The sequence below is a fragment of the Synechococcus sp. A10-1-5-1 genome (genome assembly GCF_023115425.1).
Classification (GTDB): Bacteria; Cyanobacteriota; Cyanobacteriia; order PCC-6307; family Cyanobiaceae; genus Vulcanococcus.
The window spans coordinates 2,185,408-2,202,653 of record NZ_CP096032.1; the positions used below are offsets into that span (position 1 = coordinate 2,185,408).

General features: G+C 55.6%; 22 protein-coding genes and 1 pseudogene. 10 read left to right on the forward strand and 13 right to left on the reverse strand.

The genetic code is table 11. From position 1 onward, the window contains the following. Positions 1 to 244: 244 nt before the first annotated feature. From MY494_RS11765 to MY494_RS11780, 4 genes are all read right to left on the reverse strand, one after another. Entirely contained in the window at positions 245 to 1,618 is a 1,374-nt protein-coding gene (locus tag MY494_RS11765; RefSeq protein ID WP_247910427.1) for an AAA family ATPase, read from the reverse strand. A 255-nt stretch (positions 1,619 to 1,873) separates the two neighbouring features. Next, positions 1,874 to 2,149 (reverse strand): hypothetical protein, encoded by a 276-nt coding sequence (locus MY494_RS11770; protein ID WP_247910428.1) that lies wholly within the window; start codon positions 2,147 to 2,149, stop codon positions 1,874 to 1,876. A gap of 235 nt (positions 2,150 to 2,384) precedes the next feature. Continuing rightward, positions 2,385 to 2,756: a hypothetical protein gene (locus MY494_RS11775; protein ID WP_247910429.1), complete on the reverse strand. Its 372-nt coding sequence runs from the start codon at positions 2,754 to 2,756 to the stop codon at positions 2,385 to 2,387. 136 nt (positions 2,757 to 2,892) lie between these two features. Beyond that, positions 2,893 to 4,125, reverse strand: a complete 1,233-nt coding sequence (locus MY494_RS11780; protein WP_247910431.1) for a site-specific integrase — start codon at positions 4,123 to 4,125, stop codon at positions 2,893 to 2,895. 676 nt (positions 4,126 to 4,801) lie between these two features. Here MY494_RS11780 and MY494_RS11785 point away from each other — a divergent pair. Then, positions 4,802 to 5,587: a hypothetical protein gene (locus MY494_RS11785; protein ID WP_247910433.1), complete on the forward strand. Its 786-nt coding sequence runs from the start codon at positions 4,802 to 4,804 to the stop codon at positions 5,585 to 5,587. A 13-nt stretch (positions 5,588 to 5,600) separates the two neighbouring features. On the opposite strand, the gene MY494_RS11790 is transcribed toward MY494_RS11785, so the two are convergent. From MY494_RS11790 to MY494_RS11800, 3 genes are all read right to left on the reverse strand, one after another. Then, on the reverse strand, positions 5,601 to 5,798 hold the full coding sequence (locus MY494_RS11790) for a hypothetical protein (protein ID WP_247910435.1): 198 nt from the start codon (positions 5,796 to 5,798) through the stop codon (positions 5,601 to 5,603). A 509-nt stretch (positions 5,799 to 6,307) separates the two neighbouring features. Continuing rightward, complete coding sequence (locus MY494_RS11795; protein WP_247910436.1) at positions 6,308 to 6,538, reverse strand: hypothetical protein; 231 nt, start codon at positions 6,536 to 6,538, stop codon at positions 6,308 to 6,310. 284 nt (positions 6,539 to 6,822) lie between these two features. Continuing rightward, on the reverse strand, positions 6,823 to 7,017 hold the full coding sequence (locus tag MY494_RS11800) for a hypothetical protein (protein WP_247910437.1): 195 nt from the start codon (positions 7,015 to 7,017) through the stop codon (positions 6,823 to 6,825). A gap of 238 nt (positions 7,018 to 7,255) precedes the next feature. On the opposite strand from MY494_RS11800, the gene MY494_RS11805 reads away from it, so the two are divergent. The 3 genes from MY494_RS11805 to MY494_RS11815 all read left to right on the forward strand — a co-directional run bounded on the left by MY494_RS11805 (position 7,256) and on the right by MY494_RS11815 (position 10,054). Then, the gene (locus MY494_RS11805) at positions 7,256 to 7,429 is read left to right on the forward strand and encodes a metallothionein (RefSeq protein WP_247910439.1); all 174 of its coding nucleotides are present in this window, start codon (positions 7,256 to 7,258) and stop codon (positions 7,427 to 7,429) included. Positions 7,430 to 8,339: 910 nt separating this feature from the next. After that, on the forward strand, positions 8,340 to 8,702 hold the full coding sequence (locus MY494_RS11810) for a 4a-hydroxytetrahydrobiopterin dehydratase (RefSeq protein ID WP_247910440.1): 363 nt from the start codon (positions 8,340 to 8,342) through the stop codon (positions 8,700 to 8,702). An 860-nt stretch (positions 8,703 to 9,562) separates the two neighbouring features. Beyond that, positions 9,563 to 10,054 (forward strand): hemagglutinin, encoded by a 492-nt coding sequence (locus MY494_RS11815; protein ID WP_247910441.1) that lies wholly within the window; start codon positions 9,563 to 9,565, stop codon positions 10,052 to 10,054. 105 nt (positions 10,055 to 10,159) lie between these two features. Here MY494_RS11815 and MY494_RS11820 read toward each other — a convergent pair whose 3' ends face one another. Beyond that, complete coding sequence (locus tag MY494_RS11820; protein ID WP_247910442.1) at positions 10,160 to 11,038, reverse strand: GNAT family N-acetyltransferase; 879 nt, start codon at positions 11,036 to 11,038, stop codon at positions 10,160 to 10,162. Positions 11,039 to 11,316: 278 nt separating this feature from the next. Between MY494_RS11820 and MY494_RS11825 the strand changes: the two genes are divergently transcribed. Further along, on the forward strand, positions 11,317 to 11,472 hold the full coding sequence (locus MY494_RS11825) for a hypothetical protein (protein ID WP_247910444.1): 156 nt from the start codon (positions 11,317 to 11,319) through the stop codon (positions 11,470 to 11,472). Positions 11,473 to 11,971: 499 nt separating this feature from the next. Here the strand turns inward: MY494_RS11825 and MY494_RS11830 are convergent, their stop codons facing one another. The 3 genes from MY494_RS11830 to MY494_RS11840 form a co-directional block, all read right to left on the reverse strand. Then, on the reverse strand, positions 11,972 to 12,163 hold the full coding sequence (locus MY494_RS11830) for a hypothetical protein (protein ID WP_247910445.1): 192 nt from the start codon (positions 12,161 to 12,163) through the stop codon (positions 11,972 to 11,974). A gap of 136 nt (positions 12,164 to 12,299) precedes the next feature. Next, complete coding sequence (locus MY494_RS11835) at positions 12,300 to 12,575, reverse strand: hypothetical protein (protein ID WP_247910446.1); 276 nt, start codon at positions 12,573 to 12,575, stop codon at positions 12,300 to 12,302. Between the two features lie 836 nt (positions 12,576 to 13,411). After that, positions 13,412 to 13,768: a DUF3104 domain-containing protein gene (locus tag MY494_RS11840; protein ID WP_247910448.1), complete on the reverse strand. Its 357-nt coding sequence runs from the start codon at positions 13,766 to 13,768 to the stop codon at positions 13,412 to 13,414. A 204-nt stretch (positions 13,769 to 13,972) separates the two neighbouring features. Between MY494_RS11840 and MY494_RS11845 the strand changes: the two genes are divergently transcribed. Together MY494_RS11845 and MY494_RS11850 are read left to right on the forward strand one after the other, a co-directional pair. Continuing rightward, positions 13,973 to 14,143 carry a hypothetical protein gene (locus MY494_RS11845; protein ID WP_247910450.1) on the forward strand — a complete coding sequence of 57 codons (171 nt, stop codon included), beginning with the start codon at positions 13,973 to 13,975 and terminating at the stop codon, positions 14,141 to 14,143. 244 nt (positions 14,144 to 14,387) lie between these two features. Beyond that, positions 14,388 to 14,687, forward strand: coding sequence for a hypothetical protein (locus tag MY494_RS11850; protein ID WP_247910452.1), 300 nt, complete (start codon positions 14,388 to 14,390; stop codon positions 14,685 to 14,687). A gap of 237 nt (positions 14,688 to 14,924) precedes the next feature. On the opposite strand, the gene MY494_RS11855 is transcribed toward MY494_RS11850, so the two are convergent. Then, the gene (locus MY494_RS11855) at positions 14,925 to 15,161 is read right to left on the reverse strand and encodes a hypothetical protein (RefSeq protein ID WP_247912097.1); all 237 of its coding nucleotides are present in this window, start codon (positions 15,159 to 15,161) and stop codon (positions 14,925 to 14,927) included. Positions 15,162 to 15,217: 56 nt separating this feature from the next. Further along, a pseudogene (locus tag MY494_RS13320) lies at positions 15,218 to 15,361 on the reverse strand (Nif11-like leader peptide family natural product precursor); the annotation flags it as partial. 445 nt (positions 15,362 to 15,806) lie between these two features. Here MY494_RS13320 and MY494_RS11860 point away from each other — a divergent pair. The 3 genes from MY494_RS11860 (at position 15,807) to MY494_RS11870 (ending at position 16,982) form a co-directional block, all read left to right on the forward strand. Next, positions 15,807 to 15,944 (forward strand): hypothetical protein, encoded by a 138-nt coding sequence (locus MY494_RS11860; protein WP_247910453.1) that lies wholly within the window; start codon positions 15,807 to 15,809, stop codon positions 15,942 to 15,944. 568 nt (positions 15,945 to 16,512) lie between these two features. Next, positions 16,513 to 16,677: a hypothetical protein gene (locus tag MY494_RS11865; protein WP_247910454.1), complete on the forward strand. Its 165-nt coding sequence runs from the start codon at positions 16,513 to 16,515 to the stop codon at positions 16,675 to 16,677. 50 nt (positions 16,678 to 16,727) lie between these two features. Next, the gene (locus tag MY494_RS11870; RefSeq protein ID WP_247910456.1) at positions 16,728 to 16,982 is read left to right on the forward strand and encodes a hypothetical protein; all 255 of its coding nucleotides are present in this window, start codon (positions 16,728 to 16,730) and stop codon (positions 16,980 to 16,982) included. The last annotated feature ends 264 nt before the right edge of the window (positions 16,983 to 17,246 follow it).

Genomic DNA, 17,246 nt, shown 5'->3' on the forward strand with positions numbered 1-17,246 from the left:
ATGTCGTCATCAACGAGCACTTTCATCTTCAATGCTAGAGATATTACAACCCTGAAAATAGTCGTTCTGCTGAATACGACTAATTGAAGGTAGTCAATACCTGCGACGCTCTTGTGCGCCCTTGGTGGAGACTAAAAAAGGTTTTAAAGGTTTAAAAGGCTGCAACTGCCAAAGGGGCGTGACTCAAAAAGAGCAGTGACCGTCTGAGGAGAGAGCCTTAAAAACCTTTAAAACCTTCAAATGGTCAGCTGAGCATGGCTCTGATCACCTCATCCACTGGCCGAAAGAGAGCAGCTGGTGCACCTCCTCGCTTGCCATTGGGCTCTCGGTGGCCATCTTCCACGATCAGGTGTTTGCGCTCTAAGGCCAGGAGTGTCTCTCTGGCTTTTTGAGCCGCATTGACCTCAATGCCTAGGGCGTTGCCGAGGTGTGGAGCATCCATCCCTTTGTGAGTGGATTGGTAATGCAGGCAAAGGTCCTTGAGCGCCTTGTACTGACGATCAGTGAGGTCCTCGATCACGCCTTGCAGAGCTGCTTGGCGTGCAACCTCCTCGCCCGAGCCGTGAAAGATCCAGCCGTTGTCGGTTTGCTCGATCAGCAAATCAATCGGAGCTGACTCGCGCCCTTCAGCCATCACCTTGATGCGCTTGTCTCGAGGAGCAAGGGGATTGTCATTCCCATCACTCAGCGAGTTGATCACCACGGTTTGGCTCACGCAGCTAGGCAAGGCGTTGTTGCCTCGGCTTGCCTCTGACGCCCTCATCCCACCTGATCGCTTCAACGAGTGGTGGATCAGGATCAGCGTCGCCTGATAGGAGTCGATCGCTTCCGTCAGATCCATGCACGGTTCAGCGAAAGAGGCATCTCTTTCTTGGATCCCGAGCTTGTTGAGGCAGGCGTGATAACTGTCGGTCAACAGAATCAAGCCTGGGTAGTGGCGGCAGTAGTCGTCAACGATGCGCTCGATGCCCTCATCGTCGAGACAGAGCGGTGCTCCTTTGTGGAATAGACCGACGATCGACCGGTGCATGGTCCCGTCGGGCTGCAATAGCCCAGCGAGCTGGAGGCATTTCGCCCAATCGCGTTGCGGTTGGTCTGTACCAATGATCAGGATTTTGGGGTCATGGCTTGGATAAAGCGGCTGGCCCAAAAAGGACCTTTCGCCGTGCACCAGAGCACCGAGAACGGCGCACATCAGCCTTGACTTGCCCACCTTTGGTGGGCCCACGAAGAGATTGGAGGTGCCGCGTAGAAGCACTCCCTCCCACAGCCATGGGGCTTCCACAAGCGAGAGCCTCCCGCCTTGCGGAATCGGCTCAACAACGCCTCTCAGCTTTTGACGTTCTTGCCAGAGAAGACGCCGTAGCTCGTCATCTCGTAGGCATGTTGTGAGTTCAGAGGCTGCTCGACGGAGGTGAATGATCCGCTGATAGCTGGGAATGGCCTCATCGGTCAGTAGATCACGCGCCTTGCATTGCAGGCTTCTCAGCTCATCGGCGATGGATGGTTTGCGGTGTGGTTGTCGAGCAACGCGTTTGAGGCTGCTTTGAACCTTGGCTGAGTTTTCCAGGCGGTCAAAGTCCTCCTGGGTGTCTAGCCAGTCGAGGTTGTTTGTCATCGGAATGACCTCCTCGCTAGCTGAACCATGCGCAGGCAACCAATGGGATTGTGGTGTTCAAGAAGGCGTGCAGCCTCGTCGTAATCAGCCTTCGTCCAAGTTTGATTGGGGGTGAGGTGAATCAAGGCGCGGGTCACGCCATGGGACTCCAAGGGCCGCGAAAAATCTGCGTAATGCCGCCAGCGATAACGCTGAGCTGCGATTAAATTGTCGGTACAGATTTCTTCCCGACCCCCAGCATCAACTGGGGGTTTTTTATGCATTTTCGAGGTGCTCCAGGCGTTGTGTAAGGGCTGAAATTCCGGTCTTGAGGTGAGCGGACACCTCGCGCGCCAAGTCGGCCGCACGCTCGCTTGCAGCGCGATTGCAGCCAGCCGCCTCTTGGAGCTGGCTTACCGCGGCAAGCAGTGCTGTCGTGCTTTCGATGAGGTGATGCTCTAGCTCCGTGGAAGCCAGAGGCATCAACTCATCCCGCCACACCTCCGATTGCGCTTGGACGCGTTCAGCAGTCCAAAAGACGTTGGTGTTCATCGAGCCGCCTCCGCAAGCTCAAGGGTGCGGTGATCGCGAGCAAAGGCCTCGCTGATGGTTTGGTCACATCGCTGTAGGTGATAAAGCAGCGACGAATTGGCGGCAGGGAACTTCCTGCGGAAATGAATGCCAGGCTTGAGCAAGCCAGCTGAACGCCAACGCAAGAGCGTGCGTTCACTGACGCCGAGATGATCTGCCGCAGCACGCTGCGGCACCCAAATGGGTGTCGAATTAGTCATTTTTCAAACGGTAGAAAGCCTTTTGCCCTCAATGCCGCGCGTAAATGTGGCTCGGTGGTGTTACGAAACGGGTTTGGCTCAACTCCCCACTGCAACTCGCCGCCTTCGTAAACGGTGACTCCATTTGGGAGGTTTCGCACAGCCGTGTTCGTACGAATCCATCGACCAGAAAAACCACCTCGTTCCACCCAGTTAGACCAAAGACGATCGCAGATCTTGCTGCGGTCAATACCTCCATCAATGTCCATGAGTTCCTCAAGAACCTCCAGGGGTAGGTCCTGAGGAGCACGGTGCGCCGAGACAAAAACATGTCGACCGTTGATGGTGATCTTTGATGGTTGAGCGAAGCGGTTCTTCTTTCGCGTCATCAGGGAAAGGCAATTGAACCGTTGAATCTCCCGTTAGACCGCCGAGGTGGAATCGGTACTGCCTAAGGCAGGAGTGGTGCCACAAGGACTAGCCACTCGCAACTTACTAAAAGCATACAAGGAATGGCGTGACCTGCTAGTTCCTGGCGCGACTTCTGGCTTTTTCAAAGGCCGACGCAGCTCCACTCTCAGTCGCCCAGGGGTAACTGCGGCAATGCGTTTCAAGGCTGTGTCCCATAGCAAGAGCCATTGCACCGCTGTCGATTCCAAGCTGATGACCACGCACTGAAAAGCTATGCCTAAAGCTGTAGACACTGACCCGTTCGTTATTCACCTCGACCTGTCTACGTATATCTTTCCAGCCATCCCTGCGGCTCAAATAGGTCTTGATTGCTTCGGCTACACCATTGCTTGACGAAAGCGGCGGCAGATCAATCTCGCCTGCTTTCCAGCGCTGCATCAGATCCCATTGCTGCACCTCACCTGAATCAGCTCGAAGAGGTAGCGGTTCCAAACGGCGAGGCTTGGTGACCCCACCTCCAGCTCGCTTCTCGTAGCTGCACCACCAATACGGCTCACCGGTCTTGCGATCGGTTTTGACGCTGAGGTGGAGCAACTCAATCGGGCGCAGTCCCAGCTCAGCGAGAAGACGAATGGCATCAGCCCAGCGACGCCCCGGTGCGTCATCAGGAAATGAGGCCAGCAAATCGATGATCTGCTGATCAGTGATCGGATCAACCTTTTGGCTTTGGGCGTCGGCTGGCTTACGGCCGATGTGGTCCTTGAGGTCGATAGGGGGCTGCCAGATCGCGGGGAACTGCTCTCTGGCGACGCAGTAGCGGAGGAACTGGCAGAGGTTTCGCGCCCGCTCCTGCCTGGTGCGGCTACCGGAAGCCCATGAGCGAATGCAGCGATCAATCAGCTCTGCAGGGCTGGTGGGCTGATCATTCCCCGTTAGGAGCGCCACTGCATCACCAAGCACCGGGACGTACTTGGCTTCCCAGGTAGCTGGCTTGATGACCGTGCCATGCAGGAGCTTCTGATCCTTGAAGCGCTCTACAGCCCCGCTCCAATCGAGCTGCTCAATCAGCTTTGGCGCCTTGCCTGCAGCGACCTGTGCGGCCTGCTTGAGGGAGTAGCCCTCCGAGGCGACGAGCTTGTAGATGTTGCGAACTCTTACATAAGCATCTCCCGCGTCGTTTGCCGACCAGGCAAACGGCAGGGTTACTGACTGACTTGGAGTGCTGTCGGAGCGGACCTTGAGACGCACTCGACCACGGGCTTCCTCCACTGTCCAACCACGGGCAAGCGCTCTCGCCTGCTGGCGCAGGGAAGTAGCCCAAGCCTCGGAATGGACAACCTCGGGCACAAGCGTGGGCAAGACGTGGGCAAAACCTACTGAAATGGGCACGACAAGACAAGGCAGAGCAGGTCAGAGTCCCTGCTATGACCTGGGTTCCCGCTTAGAAGCCACATGTCTCGAGTGCTTTGGGAGCACTAGGTCGCAGGTTCGGCTCCTGTCGCCCCGATTGATTTGAGAGCTAGTGCCCGGTTCGCTTGTGCGCAAGATGCGCGCAAGTGGTCAAGACGCGCTCGAAGGCGAGCAGCTGGATCGCAACCAACCCCTAATGCGCCGTTGCGCGCTTGAACGGCCACGGACACACTGAACTTCGTGCATCTCACGAATCTGGCTGGTCCTTGCCTCCAGGCTCGTCCTAGTGGATGCGCCACCCCCTTGCACTGATGGCAGCACCAAGGCCATAACCGCTGAGGACACGGTCCGAGAGAACCCCGTGATCCGTGACGGGGTAGTTCCAAGCTTCCCCAATAACTCCCCCATCGCGCGCTCTGCTCCTGCCCGCTGGGGGTTTGTTGTGAGTGCCACGGGCGCAGAACACCCTCGAATGCAACGGATGAAAAGGGAGTTGATGACCAGCGGCCTCAAGCTCGCCATCGTTGGAGCTGATGCGGCTGAGCCGATGGACTTGACAACTCAGACCTGCACCAAATATCGGGCCTGAGGCCGGATCCATCAGACCCGAATAATGCTGTATTCCCTACCGAACTTCGCTCTTGGACCCATCCTCCTGGCGGTGTTCGTCAGCACGACCCTGGGAGTCGCCGCCTACATAATTGTCTTCAAGATCAGGCTGTTCGATCACCTGATCAATAAGCCACTGGTTCCTCCCTTCATCGTTATACCCATCAGCGTCCTGGCGCTGCTGTTGGCGTTCATGGCGTCATCCGCTTGGCAGAACAGGACAACAGCAATATCAGCTTTGCAAAGCGAAGCGATAGCGCTCAACCGGTTGGGCATCATCGCGGCCACTTCCCCTGCCCTGGCGCGCGAGCTGAAGGGAGATCTTTCCTCCTACATCCACCTGTTGGAGCGAGGTGAATGGGGCAATGCTTACAACATGAGGCGTCAGCAAGAGGTTGACCAAATCCTATCCAACCTCTACAAGCGCGCCTGGATGATCGACGCTGGCGCCTGCACCGCGCAGGAGGCCGGATCCCAGTGCACCACCAAAGCCATGGCGGCTGAGATCCTGACAGAAATCAAGCAGCTCGAAGCAGCTCGGGAGCAACGCCTCTCGATCGGCAGGCAGTCGAACTTGAGCCATGGGAAAAAGTGGGCCATTATCTATCTACTAACCCTGGTATCCAATATCACGATTGGGGCCGTACATCGTGCTTATCGACAAACAGCCATCACCGCAATCGTGCTCTGGTGCCTATGCACAGCACTAGTCTTTTCCATGATTAAGCTGTACATTCACCCCTACAAGGGATTCGATCCAATCACTCCTGATCTCAGCAGACTGAGCTGATTCTGCTAACCCTTCACGTCGCCCCATGCATAGCCTTCTCCCACATCCTGGATGCCCAGTCGAGCTGATCAATCAGCTTTGGCGCCTTGCCTGCAGCGACCTCTGCGGCCTGCTTGAGGGAGTAGCCCTCCGAGGCGACGAGCTTGTAGATGTTGCGAACGCGGGTAAGAGCGTCGCCGACGCTGCCCTCAGCCCAATCGAATGGGAGCACGACTGACTAACGGGAGACCCCTTTAGCTCTCACCTCCAATCGGATTGCGCCGCGATGCTCGCGGACACTCCAGCCTTCAGCCGTAGAGGAGCGAACGCTCGTACGTAGCCCCTCTGCCCATTTTTCGGCAAATCGAATGGCTGGCACAGAGTGTGCGCAAGTTGCGCGCATGTATAGCCAAACCCGACCGGGCAAGGCAAGCCAAATTCGGCCATAAGGCTTGCTATGACTGAAGAAGTCAATCAGCCACCGACTACATCGGGTGCTTTGGGAGCACTAGGTCGCAGATTCGAATCCTGTCGCCCCGATTGAGATTTCAGGGGATGCCCTCAAGCAGGGCACGCAAATCGCACGCAAACCGCTCAGGGGGCTGCTACACCTCCACAACCTCTTCCGCCTCAGCCCATCATTGAGCCGAATGGGCACGGAAAACGGAGCCTGAGCGCCAGCGATCACACGGCCCCGGCAGCCGACCCAAGCCTTTGGCCCTAAGCAAAGGCTTGGTGCCCCTAGTGACTCAACATCCCAGCTCGATCCAACTGGTCCCCATGAAGCTCAAGCCAGTGGCAAGCCAAGTTCGAGAGCGAACGACCCTGAACATCGCTCTGCTTGAGCATCCGCTCATAGAGCGCCCAAGGCACGGTGATGGTCATGCGCTGCGGCTTGCGGATGGCCAGCTCATAGCGACGAGGGGCCTGCACTGCGGTGGAGGAGATGGCGAGACGAGGGTCCTGGGGCATGCCGAGTGAATGGAATATGAGGAAATTCTTAAGGGCTACAAGTCCTTTGATCAACCCTTTTTCGAAGCGGAGACATAACCGAAAAGCCAATGAGACACTGCAATTGCTATCGCGCCGCCGTTAAGCCTGTAGCGAAACTGTAGTCATATCCAGAAGCTTGCAAAAAGCGCATCACCGAAAGTGCTGCACGCCGCCGCGGACTTACCGCAACAGCTGTCTCATGAGACTCAGGTGTAACTGCCTTATGTCTGTGGGGGATTCCCAGGTTTGGCGGCTCAGGGCTATCAGCTCATGAGGATGTAGCCCGCCCGCAGGCCATTGAGCGCCGCAACCAGTGCCACGGCCCAGATCAGGGCAATGAACCAGCCCTTTTGGGCTTGGTCTTGAGCCCCCTTCCACATCGCCCCATAGATGCTCAAGGCGATGAAGACAGCGATCAGCTCAATGAGCCAGAGCAGGGGGTCAACAAGGATAGACATCCCTTACCTCGTGGAGCCGGTACCTATCCAATCGCTCCAACTTCTAATCCCGATATCCCCTTTTGGGATCAGGCTCACTCATTGGATGGGGTACACCTCCAGCCCCAACTAGGCCATAACCGAGCTGGAGGCGCACTGAAGACAGCGCAGTCCGAGCGGGATGCGGCTCCACGACCCACCTCACACTCTTGCCTTCCATCTGCAAGAGAGCTAGGCCAGGGTTAGTCACTTAATTGGTATGCCTGCCGTTCTGACGAAGTGCGCCTGCCCCAAGTGCAAATGCGAGGTGCCTCAGGTTGGAGCTGTTGTAAGCAACGGCCTCAGCTACTGCTCTGAAGCATGTGCTTCTGGGCATCCCAACTATGAGCCTTGTCATCCGACCGGCGCTTGCGGATGCGATTGCGCTACCTAGACGTCTTGGAACCTTGGACCAATGAGGCAATCAAGGCCATAACCATCAAGAACACGGCCGAGAGACCCCCGTGATCCAAGTCAGTGGTGTGGCCATACGCCCCCAACAACCCCCCCGCTACTGAGCCGTGGAGCGGGGTGGTGTTTTGGCCGCCAATAAAAATCCCTTTGCCCACAGGAAAGTTTCAGAGGGAATGATCATCTGGCCCCTCCTTTCGGAGTTGTTGCCACTCAACAGCAACCCAGTGGATTGGGGATAGCCCCGAATGGGTTCAACTGAGATCCGGCACGCTCTTGAGTTTGGGAGTGCCTGACGAGGGGAATGCTCATCGGAACATCGGAACCTCGGAACGGCCTGCCCCTCAAGGCATGCTGCCCTCACTATCGGAGGTTCGCCCTCGAAAGGCAATGCGTATAAAGCCTGATTGCCCTCTGCTCAATTCAGGCCGATGGTGGGGTCATCGATCTCGGAGGCGTGAATGAACGACACTCCACCGGAGAAGACAGCAGAAGCAGCCTGACCTTTTCAAGCACCTGCTCCACAGGTTCTCTCAACCACCCACGGGTTTGCCCTAAGTCCCAGCACTATCAAGCTGGGGGGCGCTCTATTTGGAGTCAGAAGGCCCGCCACATGGAACCATGGCCCCATCTGCTTGAGAGGCCCGATACTTCGCCCTCGCCTTGAATGGCATGCGACTTGGCCCTGAAAGGGGTGTCGGAAGCGAGGAATAAGAGAGGTCACCTCACTCCAGTCGTAGGTGGGCTGGCCTCTCCACCCAAAGGTTTTTCACGCACTTGAGGAATGAGAGAACGAGCGGAGGTGGTCTTCTCTCCCGCCAAAGTGCAGACAGTCTGTTGCAGCCCATATTGATGCTCTTCACCAGATATGAGTTCTTGGAGGACCTAGGGCTATGGGACTTGCTCAAGAGAACTGCATCCCTTGTCGCGATGGTGGTCCAACTCTTGATGATCGTCAAACTTCAGAGCTTTTGGGTGGCCTAAAGAATTGGAGAGTCACAGACAGTCATCATCTCCAGAAACACTTGAGCTTTGCCGATTTTCAGTCGGCATTGGATTGGGTGAATGCTGCCGGAGCCTTATGCGAGCAACAGGGTCATCATGCAGATTTTTCAGTTGGATGGGGCTATGTCGACATTGAGCTTTTTACACATAAGGCATCAGGCTTGACTCGATCCGACTTTGTCCTGGCCGCTAAATTTGATCGAATCGGCGCCAAGGCGCCTTACGAGGAATACGCCCATCAAAGCCCCTGAGAGCCGTATTGAGTGTCATTCTTACATTTAAGTTGCTCCAGCTGTGGTTGCATACCGCAATTGAAGAGGGCTATAATGGAAGTTGCTGAAGAGAGTATGAATAGCCAAGAGGGAATCCTGCGCTTTGGCGATGGGACATCAATCGAGTCTGTCGGTAGTTGTCGCTATCGCGTTTGTGATCCTCGGCAAAGGTGCGTAGTGGTAGACGGGCTATGGCGCGCCTATGACGCAATGCATAGGCGGACCCCTGAAGGTGTTCCGGATTGCGGAACGATTAATTCTGCGTGGTAATAAACTGCGCATCGCAAGCAGAGTTAGAGAGAGTAGCCAAATGATGGGTCTAGCGGGTTTTCTCGGAGCCGCCCTAATTGTTTATGGCTTTTATCGTGTCTTTTACCGTGGCGGTATATGGAGGAAGCTTGCATGCGTAGCAATTGGCGCCTTCCTCCTCGTGCTAGCCGGGTCCAATCAGTTGATGTATGTTGCCTGGTTTCTGGCTCTGAGTGCAACATTGTTTATGGCGATTCATGCTTATAAAGACAAGCCAGGCTGGCGAGGTGACTAGCTTGGCCTTGGTTAGAGTGTTTCGGTGGAAGGTCAGGAGGGAAAGAAACTATGCGTCAAATGTGGAGAAGTGCTCTCTTCGCTGCGAGGTTTTGCATGTTGATCAATTGATTTCTTCACTTTCTTAGAAGTCATTCTCTGTGATCCACTCTTTGTCTGCAGCCCTAACTTGTGTTGACCCTCAAAGTGAATTCAGTCGATTTGGCTTGAATGTCAAGATCCAGGAACAGATTAGTCAGATTAGTTCGCCAGAATGCTGTGATCTAGCTAGAACAAGAGTGAGTGGTTGCTCGGCAATGCGATTGCATTTTGTTCCGATTCATATCTTCCGAGAAACACCTTCAGTGGCATTTTTTGACGCGGGTATCGCTGGGGCAAATGGCGTTGACGTGGTTGCCCATCGTGGCTCAGCAATATCCCCGCCCAATGACGAAGATTTTGAGCAGTATTACGTACATCAGCACCAGGTCGATCACAACCTGGTTCTTCAGGGTGGTAGGACTTATACCCTGCTTAATCCCGATTGGCCCCAACCCCATCACGTCATCCACCTTCAACGGGTGATGGGGGCCCTTCAGATCCCGATTGGGACTTATCACCGTTCCATCTCTGGGGAGGAGGGAAGTCTTGTCCTGAACCAGTCCTTCCGTGATGACGACTTCGACTATTCCGCCGAATTTATTCCTGTGTCCCTTCGGGCTCGTGCTGATCTTCAGCTGTTACGAAAAGTCCGGCCTTGGATCTGGAGCTGGAAAGACGGCCATATCCAACGAAGTCACAAGCCCTGAACGAGGGATGTGCAAGTTTTACTAGAGGGTTCATGATCATGTCTTATCGAGACAACGATTAGACGCTGTGAGTCTTCAAATAAGCCATCATTTTTAGCCGTTCGGCTAGCCAAGCTCTAAGCATGCCAATCCGTAGACCTCGTCGATGTTGCCTGCAGGTGGCAATCCTCTGTACATCCGAATAGTCTTGCCAATAGGCGAAAATCCTGAATGTTGGAGTATCTGATCTGCTTGTTGATTTAGTCCGGGCGAGTCAATCCATATCACACCCTCATGCTTCGCCATTAAGCCCGACAAGAGATGCGATGCTCCCTCAGGAGTATCTGCCATGAGTGGTCCAATTCTCCATCCCTCCCCTTTGCGCAGAAGACTTGGCCTTATTCGGCCGAAACCATGGCATTTTCCAGCCTGATCGGCCAGTGCGAAGACAGATCCGGCTTTATGTGTTAACCAAAGATGCATAAAATGCGGTCTGGGACTGGGCTCGCGATGAGCGTCATACGTTTGGACCTCAGCCTCCGAGATCCCACTGCCTGGAACCAGATTGAAGCCTTCAACGCTCTTTCTTTGTTCTGTGGTGGAACCATCGCTAATCAGCTGCCATCTAGTCGTAGTGGAGGATGGCCGAAATCCGTGCCTCTGGTAGACATCTCTCATGCTTTCAGCGGCCTCCAGGCCAATGCATGGAAGGCCATCCATATGATCCATTGCTTTATTCCATAGCGCCCTCCCGTAACCCTGCCTCCGCCACTTCTCTGCAACAAGGTAGAGACCAATGAATCCGTATTCTTCGTTGTACCTAATCGCTGAAATGCAGCCTACAGGGGTATTGCCGAGCCATCCCATCCACATTCCTTGCTTGTCTGTATTTCTGTAGATCTCAAAATCACCCCGGCCAGGAGCGAATCCTTCGTTGCGGGCCCAGTTGATTATTATTGGTATATCGGATCTTTCCAAAGCTTTGATCCGCAAGAATGACTCCATGCACAGACTCCGTGGGTGAAATCAATCGCCTGATTCAGCTTTGCCAAAAAAATTGAATCAACTCCCTTCTGTTGTGAATCTCAATCTGGCTGTCGTTAGCTTGTAGATCAAAAGTTCGCTTTTCTTGATTTCGGCAGATTTCAATCAATGTACCCAAGCGCTTCGTCTATCTCTTGAGCTGAGTCCAAGCTCTCTCCCTGAGCTTGTCCCGTTTCTTGCAGTTGGCATTCTCCTGGCTCAGCGCAAGCTGGTCATGGCTCTCTGGCGGGAGGAAACCGATGGCTAGAGCCAAGACCGCCGCCATCGCCGAGCGGATCGACACCCTGCAGAGGATGCTGTTGGAGGGTTCGTCCAACTCCGCCTGCGTCACTCATGCGTTATGGGAGTGGGGGGTGAGCCGCCGCCAGCCCACTCCCCGATCCGAAGTCTTATAGCTGGAGGCGCACTGAAGACAGCGCTGTCCGAGCGGGGGAGTGCCATAGCTCCCCCAACAACAGCCCTCAGCGCGCTTTCTGCTCCTGGAGCTTGGTTTTTGTTGTCTTCGCCATCCTCGGACAGATACGCGAATAGAGCGATGAGCATTTCATCCGATGTCCACCGGCCAGGCCATGGCCAAGCTGTGGGCATGGATCTCGGAGGGTTTCATGCAAGACGACACTCCACCCACTCACCCAATCTGAGTGCTCTGACGGAGAGCCCTGCTCCAACAGTCTTTAGAAGACGTGGGTGGGTCTTGCAGCCTCCAGCGATGACGCAGGCTTTGCCGTGACACTCCGACTTGCACCGCCCTAGGTGCCCCCTGGAGACAACCGCCCGACACCTGAAATTCTGGCCCCAGGTGATCTCCCTCAGAAACTCCGGCCCACACAACCCAATCAGCAAGGCCGTTCTTCCATTCAGGAGGAGCGGCCTTCACTTTTAGGAAATTCCTACCTAGAGGTTGGCCACCAGTGGGGCGAGGGTCATCGCAAAAGCAGCGGCAACCAGCGAGAGGCCCCAATGCAGCAAGCGCTTTTTGACCGCTACGGGCCTGGGGTCGATGCCGGTCAAGACCACCACGCTGGCGTTCCCCCAAAGGCGGATGGCAACGGTCAGCAATGCCAGCACCAGGAGTCGTGTCTCCATCGATCCATAAAAAAGCCACCGTGGCTTCTCGGTGGCTTCGTAACCATGTTCGAGGCAATCAAAGCGAGGCTCAGGCTTGAAGCAATAGGAAGAGATACTCGCCGCTCTTACAAAACGCTTGGGAACTAGTTCTCGATTAGCGAGCTGTAGGTTCCGGGCCACCATTGCAGTGGCTCACGACCTCATCTGGAACGTAATTGCTGTTCTCCTCCAGATGAACCGCGACACAGCTGTTGAAGAGAGCAGCCTGCTCTGCGATGACACCCAGTTTGTGGTTCGCCTTGAGGGTACTAATCATCCCTATCCCCAGGAAAACAGTGGCAACAGTTGCAAGCACGGGATAAAGGTGCGCGTTGATCTGGTCCCTGACTTTGCCCATGAGATCAAGACTGACTACTGGCACTGTGGCCATGGATGCCTGGTCAGGCCACATCAAACCAAAGCTTCACGCCGAGCACTTCAGCAAGACGGCATCCGTCGCCCTCATCAAGCGTTCTGCTCCTGCCGCTGGGGGGGCGTCTTGAAGTACGCAAGATGAGTACAAAATCAGATGCCTCATACCGTCACCGCGAGGGAGAACTGAAAGAGAAGGAGAGACCCATCACCGAGGTCGATCGTGTTCATCAACAACCCCTCCGCCGTCCCAAGCCACAACGATAAAAACCCCAACCGCAACAGCTACGGGGACATGATGAACACTTGCGGCGATTGCGCAAAGTTTGCTCAAGAGCGCATGTACTGCAAGGCCTGGCATAGGACTATCACGCAGCAATCCCAGATCTGGAAAGGCTGCCCTTACAAGTCCCCGAGGCGAGCCGTAACCAACTACAGAGCAACCCAAGACTAAGACAAGCCCCCTCGCTCCCCCCAGCAAAACACTCCCCGCTACTGAGCAGTGGGTAGGGGAGCTGTTGCACGATTAGCCAGCCCTGGAAACACTGAATTCGTGCGTCCCACGAATCTGGTTGGTCCTTACCGCCAAGGGCGTCCTAGTGGATACGCCACCCTTTTCACTCCTGATCCGACCGCTCAACGATCCCGGCCCTAGGCACCCAACACGGTTAGAACAGAAGCAGGACTGGAGAGGTTGATGGAACCACTCACCGACGGGATCCTCATCGCGCTGTTCCTTTGGGCAACGGTCGCGGTGATCAAGAAAGGGTCCTGGAAGAAACCAGAACCGTCTTGCCACGTGTACATCCATCAAGGCGACGACAAGCCCGTGGCGGACTGCTGAGTTTCACCGCTTCAGCAAGCCCTCCCGAGAAAACCCAGCTCAACCTCTTGATGAGCCTGTGGTCGAGCATCTGAGGCCCTGATTGGCGCCTTGCGTGGTCGGTGGGCCTCGGATGCAGCCAGCGGCAGCTCGCCATGCCCCTTGCGGACGATTCCTGTCACGAGATTGGGGTTAACGGTGCGGACGGCTCCGCTATCGACGTCCGTGATCTGGAAGAACGAGTTGGCGCTGCACCTAGCCCCGCCTTCGCAGTGGATGACCTGACCGACCCACCAGCCACCTTCATGCGGCTCCACCAGCACTGCATCGCCAACACCGACCTGCAGGAAGACCGGTTCAAGAGAAGAGCTGCCGGTGATTGCCGCCATAGACGTACTGAGTAGTACGCAGGTTCTACCGGGAGTCGTGCCTATGGCAATAGGAAAATTGGCTCATCCTGAGAGTGCGGGCAACACATGCCGCCCCGACCTTTGGCAAGCGCTTATGCAGTGCCTGCATGGTGTGCCAGCACGGACAGACAGCGGGCACTGAGAATCGGTATCAAAGACTGCCAATCGACAGCAGCACTTCCCGTGCAGTTCCAATACCGCGGCGTCCAGCACCCCAACATCAAGACCATCTCCGTTGCACAGAAGGAATGTGTCTATCGCGGCGTCTCTTATGTCCGCACCTTCGATGTCGCAAGCAAGGTCGTCGATTTCACAGCTCGTAAGGCTGCAACCGACGAAACACTGGCTGCCTGAGCCTGATCGCTCACGTTGCGCTTCCGGCCCCGCCTAGGCGGGGCTTTGTGATGGACTTGCACTGACGCCAGCACCAAGGCCATATCCGCTGTGGACACGGTCCGAGAGAACCCCGTGATCCGAGACGGGGGGGACCACATGCCGCGGAGCCCCCACCCCACACCTTCCCTTGACTGGAGAGTGATCTGGGGAGCGATTGCATCCCCAAAGAGCCGCTAGGCTCTCGCCTCTGGGAGATATGAGAATGCTGTCCGGTTTCTTAAGCGTTGTTTTTGCCGCACTGTCCTTTGTTCAAGTTCCCCAGTGGGACAACGACTGGACGAAGTGTTCCGTTGCTGTTCCCGACACGGCTTGTCACTGGTACGTGGTCAACCCAGACCACACGTTTGGGAAGGGCTTCAGCTGGATCACAGCACCCAAGTTGGACGTTGAGGCTCTACAGGACGTTGCGATCCAGCACGAGTTCATCGTTCAAAGCGGCTATCAGACAACTGTGGAACTGATGGATGCCGCTTCTGATACCAAATACGGCGACGACTATTGAATTGCACCCCCAGCCCCACCTAAGCCATAACCGAGCTGGAGGCGCACTGAAGACAGCGCCGTCCGAACGGGGGAGAGCCATAGCGCCCCCAACAACACTCCTCGATCCAGTGCAGTGGGTCGGGGAGCGGTTGGCACCGACGCTCAGCCTGATTTAGCGAGCTGTGGGCTCCTGTGACATCTCCATGAGCCTGAGAGATCCCACCGAATGGGGAGGATGTGCTCTAGTTCAAGTTCCTCAGCCGCGCCAGGTGGGCTGCCCGCCGGCAACTAGGGTGCCTCGATGACGCCAAAGCGCCTCGGGCGACACCTGAACGCCGCGCTCTGCCGCCAACCTCGCCGCCTCTTCGGTTGACTCGGTGGCTCGCAGGGCCTGGGCAAAGACGGAATCGGCCTGCAGCATCTCTTTGAGCTGATGCAACGCCGCAGCCGAGGGATTCTCAACCCCGGGTGCCGGCAGATGACAGGTGGCCATGAGACCTCCTTCTTGGGATGAGTCCAGCCTAGGACCGGCTGACTGGTTTCGGCTCGGTTGTATTCGCCAGGGATCTCGCTCTTATGGACGGTGACACGATCGAGTTTCTTGCCAGAGGTACGCAGCAGTTGATTGCCGGAGAACTCAAAGCCCAGATTCAGCCCGATTTGGTCAAAGTCATCGGCGGTCTCGGCGGCCAGACTTACTGCCACCTTCATGAGGGTTCTGTCCCCCAACCGAAGGTGTCATCAGTGAAGTGCTGGAACTGGGAGCAGGGATCCAGTCCCTCCTGAACAGGTGCTTTTGCCGATGCGGGTTTCTCTTCATCGGAACTAAAACAGGTTCAGACGACCCGATGAAGGGTCCGAGAGGGCGACTAGGCGGTGTGGGAAAGCACCGCCTTTTTGTGCAATCAACAAGGCAAGAGGATTTGAAGATAGGTAAATGTGCCTGGGTGTTTACCTCCTTCCGAAAGGCAATCGGATTCTTATCCTGTCATTAGCAAGAGGTTCGTAAATGCTGTATCTGATAACATTCGTCCTTCTGTTGGTTTCGATCATTCTCGTTGATTACATCTTTCGTGAAGCAAAGATGAGATGGCATACTTTCCAGCAAGCCAGACGGATCTTGGGAGAGCATCCTGAGATGAAGGGAGTTGACCCAGAAGAAGAAGGTCTTCTGTTCTTTGGGATCGATGAGGACCTCGCTGCCTACATCATGGATAACGATGACCCCGGCGAGGACATGCCCTTTGGCATTGCCGTCCCAGATGTGTGGGACTAGTTCGCAATTTGAGTGCTTCTACTAGTCTCGCCTGCTTGATGGACGAACTATCAAGGAGTCAGACACCAACAGACCTCGCCTCTCTTTCGACGGGTCAGGTGTCAAGGGCGGGTTAATCCCCGCCCTTCTTCATGACGCCTAGTCACCCGTGACGCTGAAAACTGAACGGGAATAAGTGCTCAGGACCTGCCTCTGCACCCCTAGATAGAACAGGTACAGACCCGAAGAGACCGTTCCGCCAGAAGTCAGGTCTCGTGGGCAGGGGGCGTCGAATCGCCCCCTTTCACATGGGTATGAATGCTTGGTGGTTTGCCCCATAGACAAGGCAAGACGCCAGTCATAGAACAAATACAGACCCATACAGACCAGGTGGATGAGTGGAGTCGCAACGCCCCATCCGGGTCTGAGGCAAAGGGGGCGATAACCGCCCCCTTATTCATGGGCGGCTTCCTGAAGTGAGCGTCCGATTTGCAAGTGCTCGGTTGCGGCTTGCCGCATTACCGACTGAGTCACAAGGGATGCACACCTACACCGCGATGCCTAGACCATTGCAAGAGGCTCTTCCGCCATGACAGCAAGCACAGAACACTCGTCAGAGCTGCTGGAGGCGCTGGTGGCCGAAGAGATTGCTCTGCAGATCGAGCAGATCGCCGAGGACCTACAACGGGAAGGCTGGCCCATGAGCCTCGTCAGGCGTTTCATGCACCGTGCCGTTGAGAGCCTGCCCGAATAAGCGCAAAATTATTTTCTTGGGGCAGGTACAGGATGATTACCTTATGAGTCATGGAAGAAACCGAAATCGAATCGACCATCCGTGCCCTCTTTGCTGACCTGAAGCAGGACAAGGTCCGCTCGTTACTGGTTCAGTGCGCAGACTGGGGTATTAACGTTCGGATGTTCCTTAACGACCAGACCGTTGAGTTAGATCTGATCAAGAACTACGAGGGGTATGAGGTGACATTCGTGGATGCGCCTGAAAAAACTCCTGCCCAGATCGATGAGTTTTCAGATTTGATCGAGCTTCTGCAGATCTCTTGAGGCCGACACAAGCTCAGCTGGAGAAAACTAACTTCCTGTGCAAGTAAGCGCAGCTCAGGTGCTGAGCGAGTGGAAGCGCTGGTGGTAGTGGTTACCATCGGCACTGCTGCTCATATCTCAAGTCACAACAAGCATCCCGGCATAGATGGGGTAGAGAGCCGGGACACCGTTGCGGGAGTAAACACTACCTCCCTGAGTGAGTGCGACGGACACAAACGACGTGCTCGATATTGTTATGGCTCTGTTGCGATGAAGGCGCCGTTG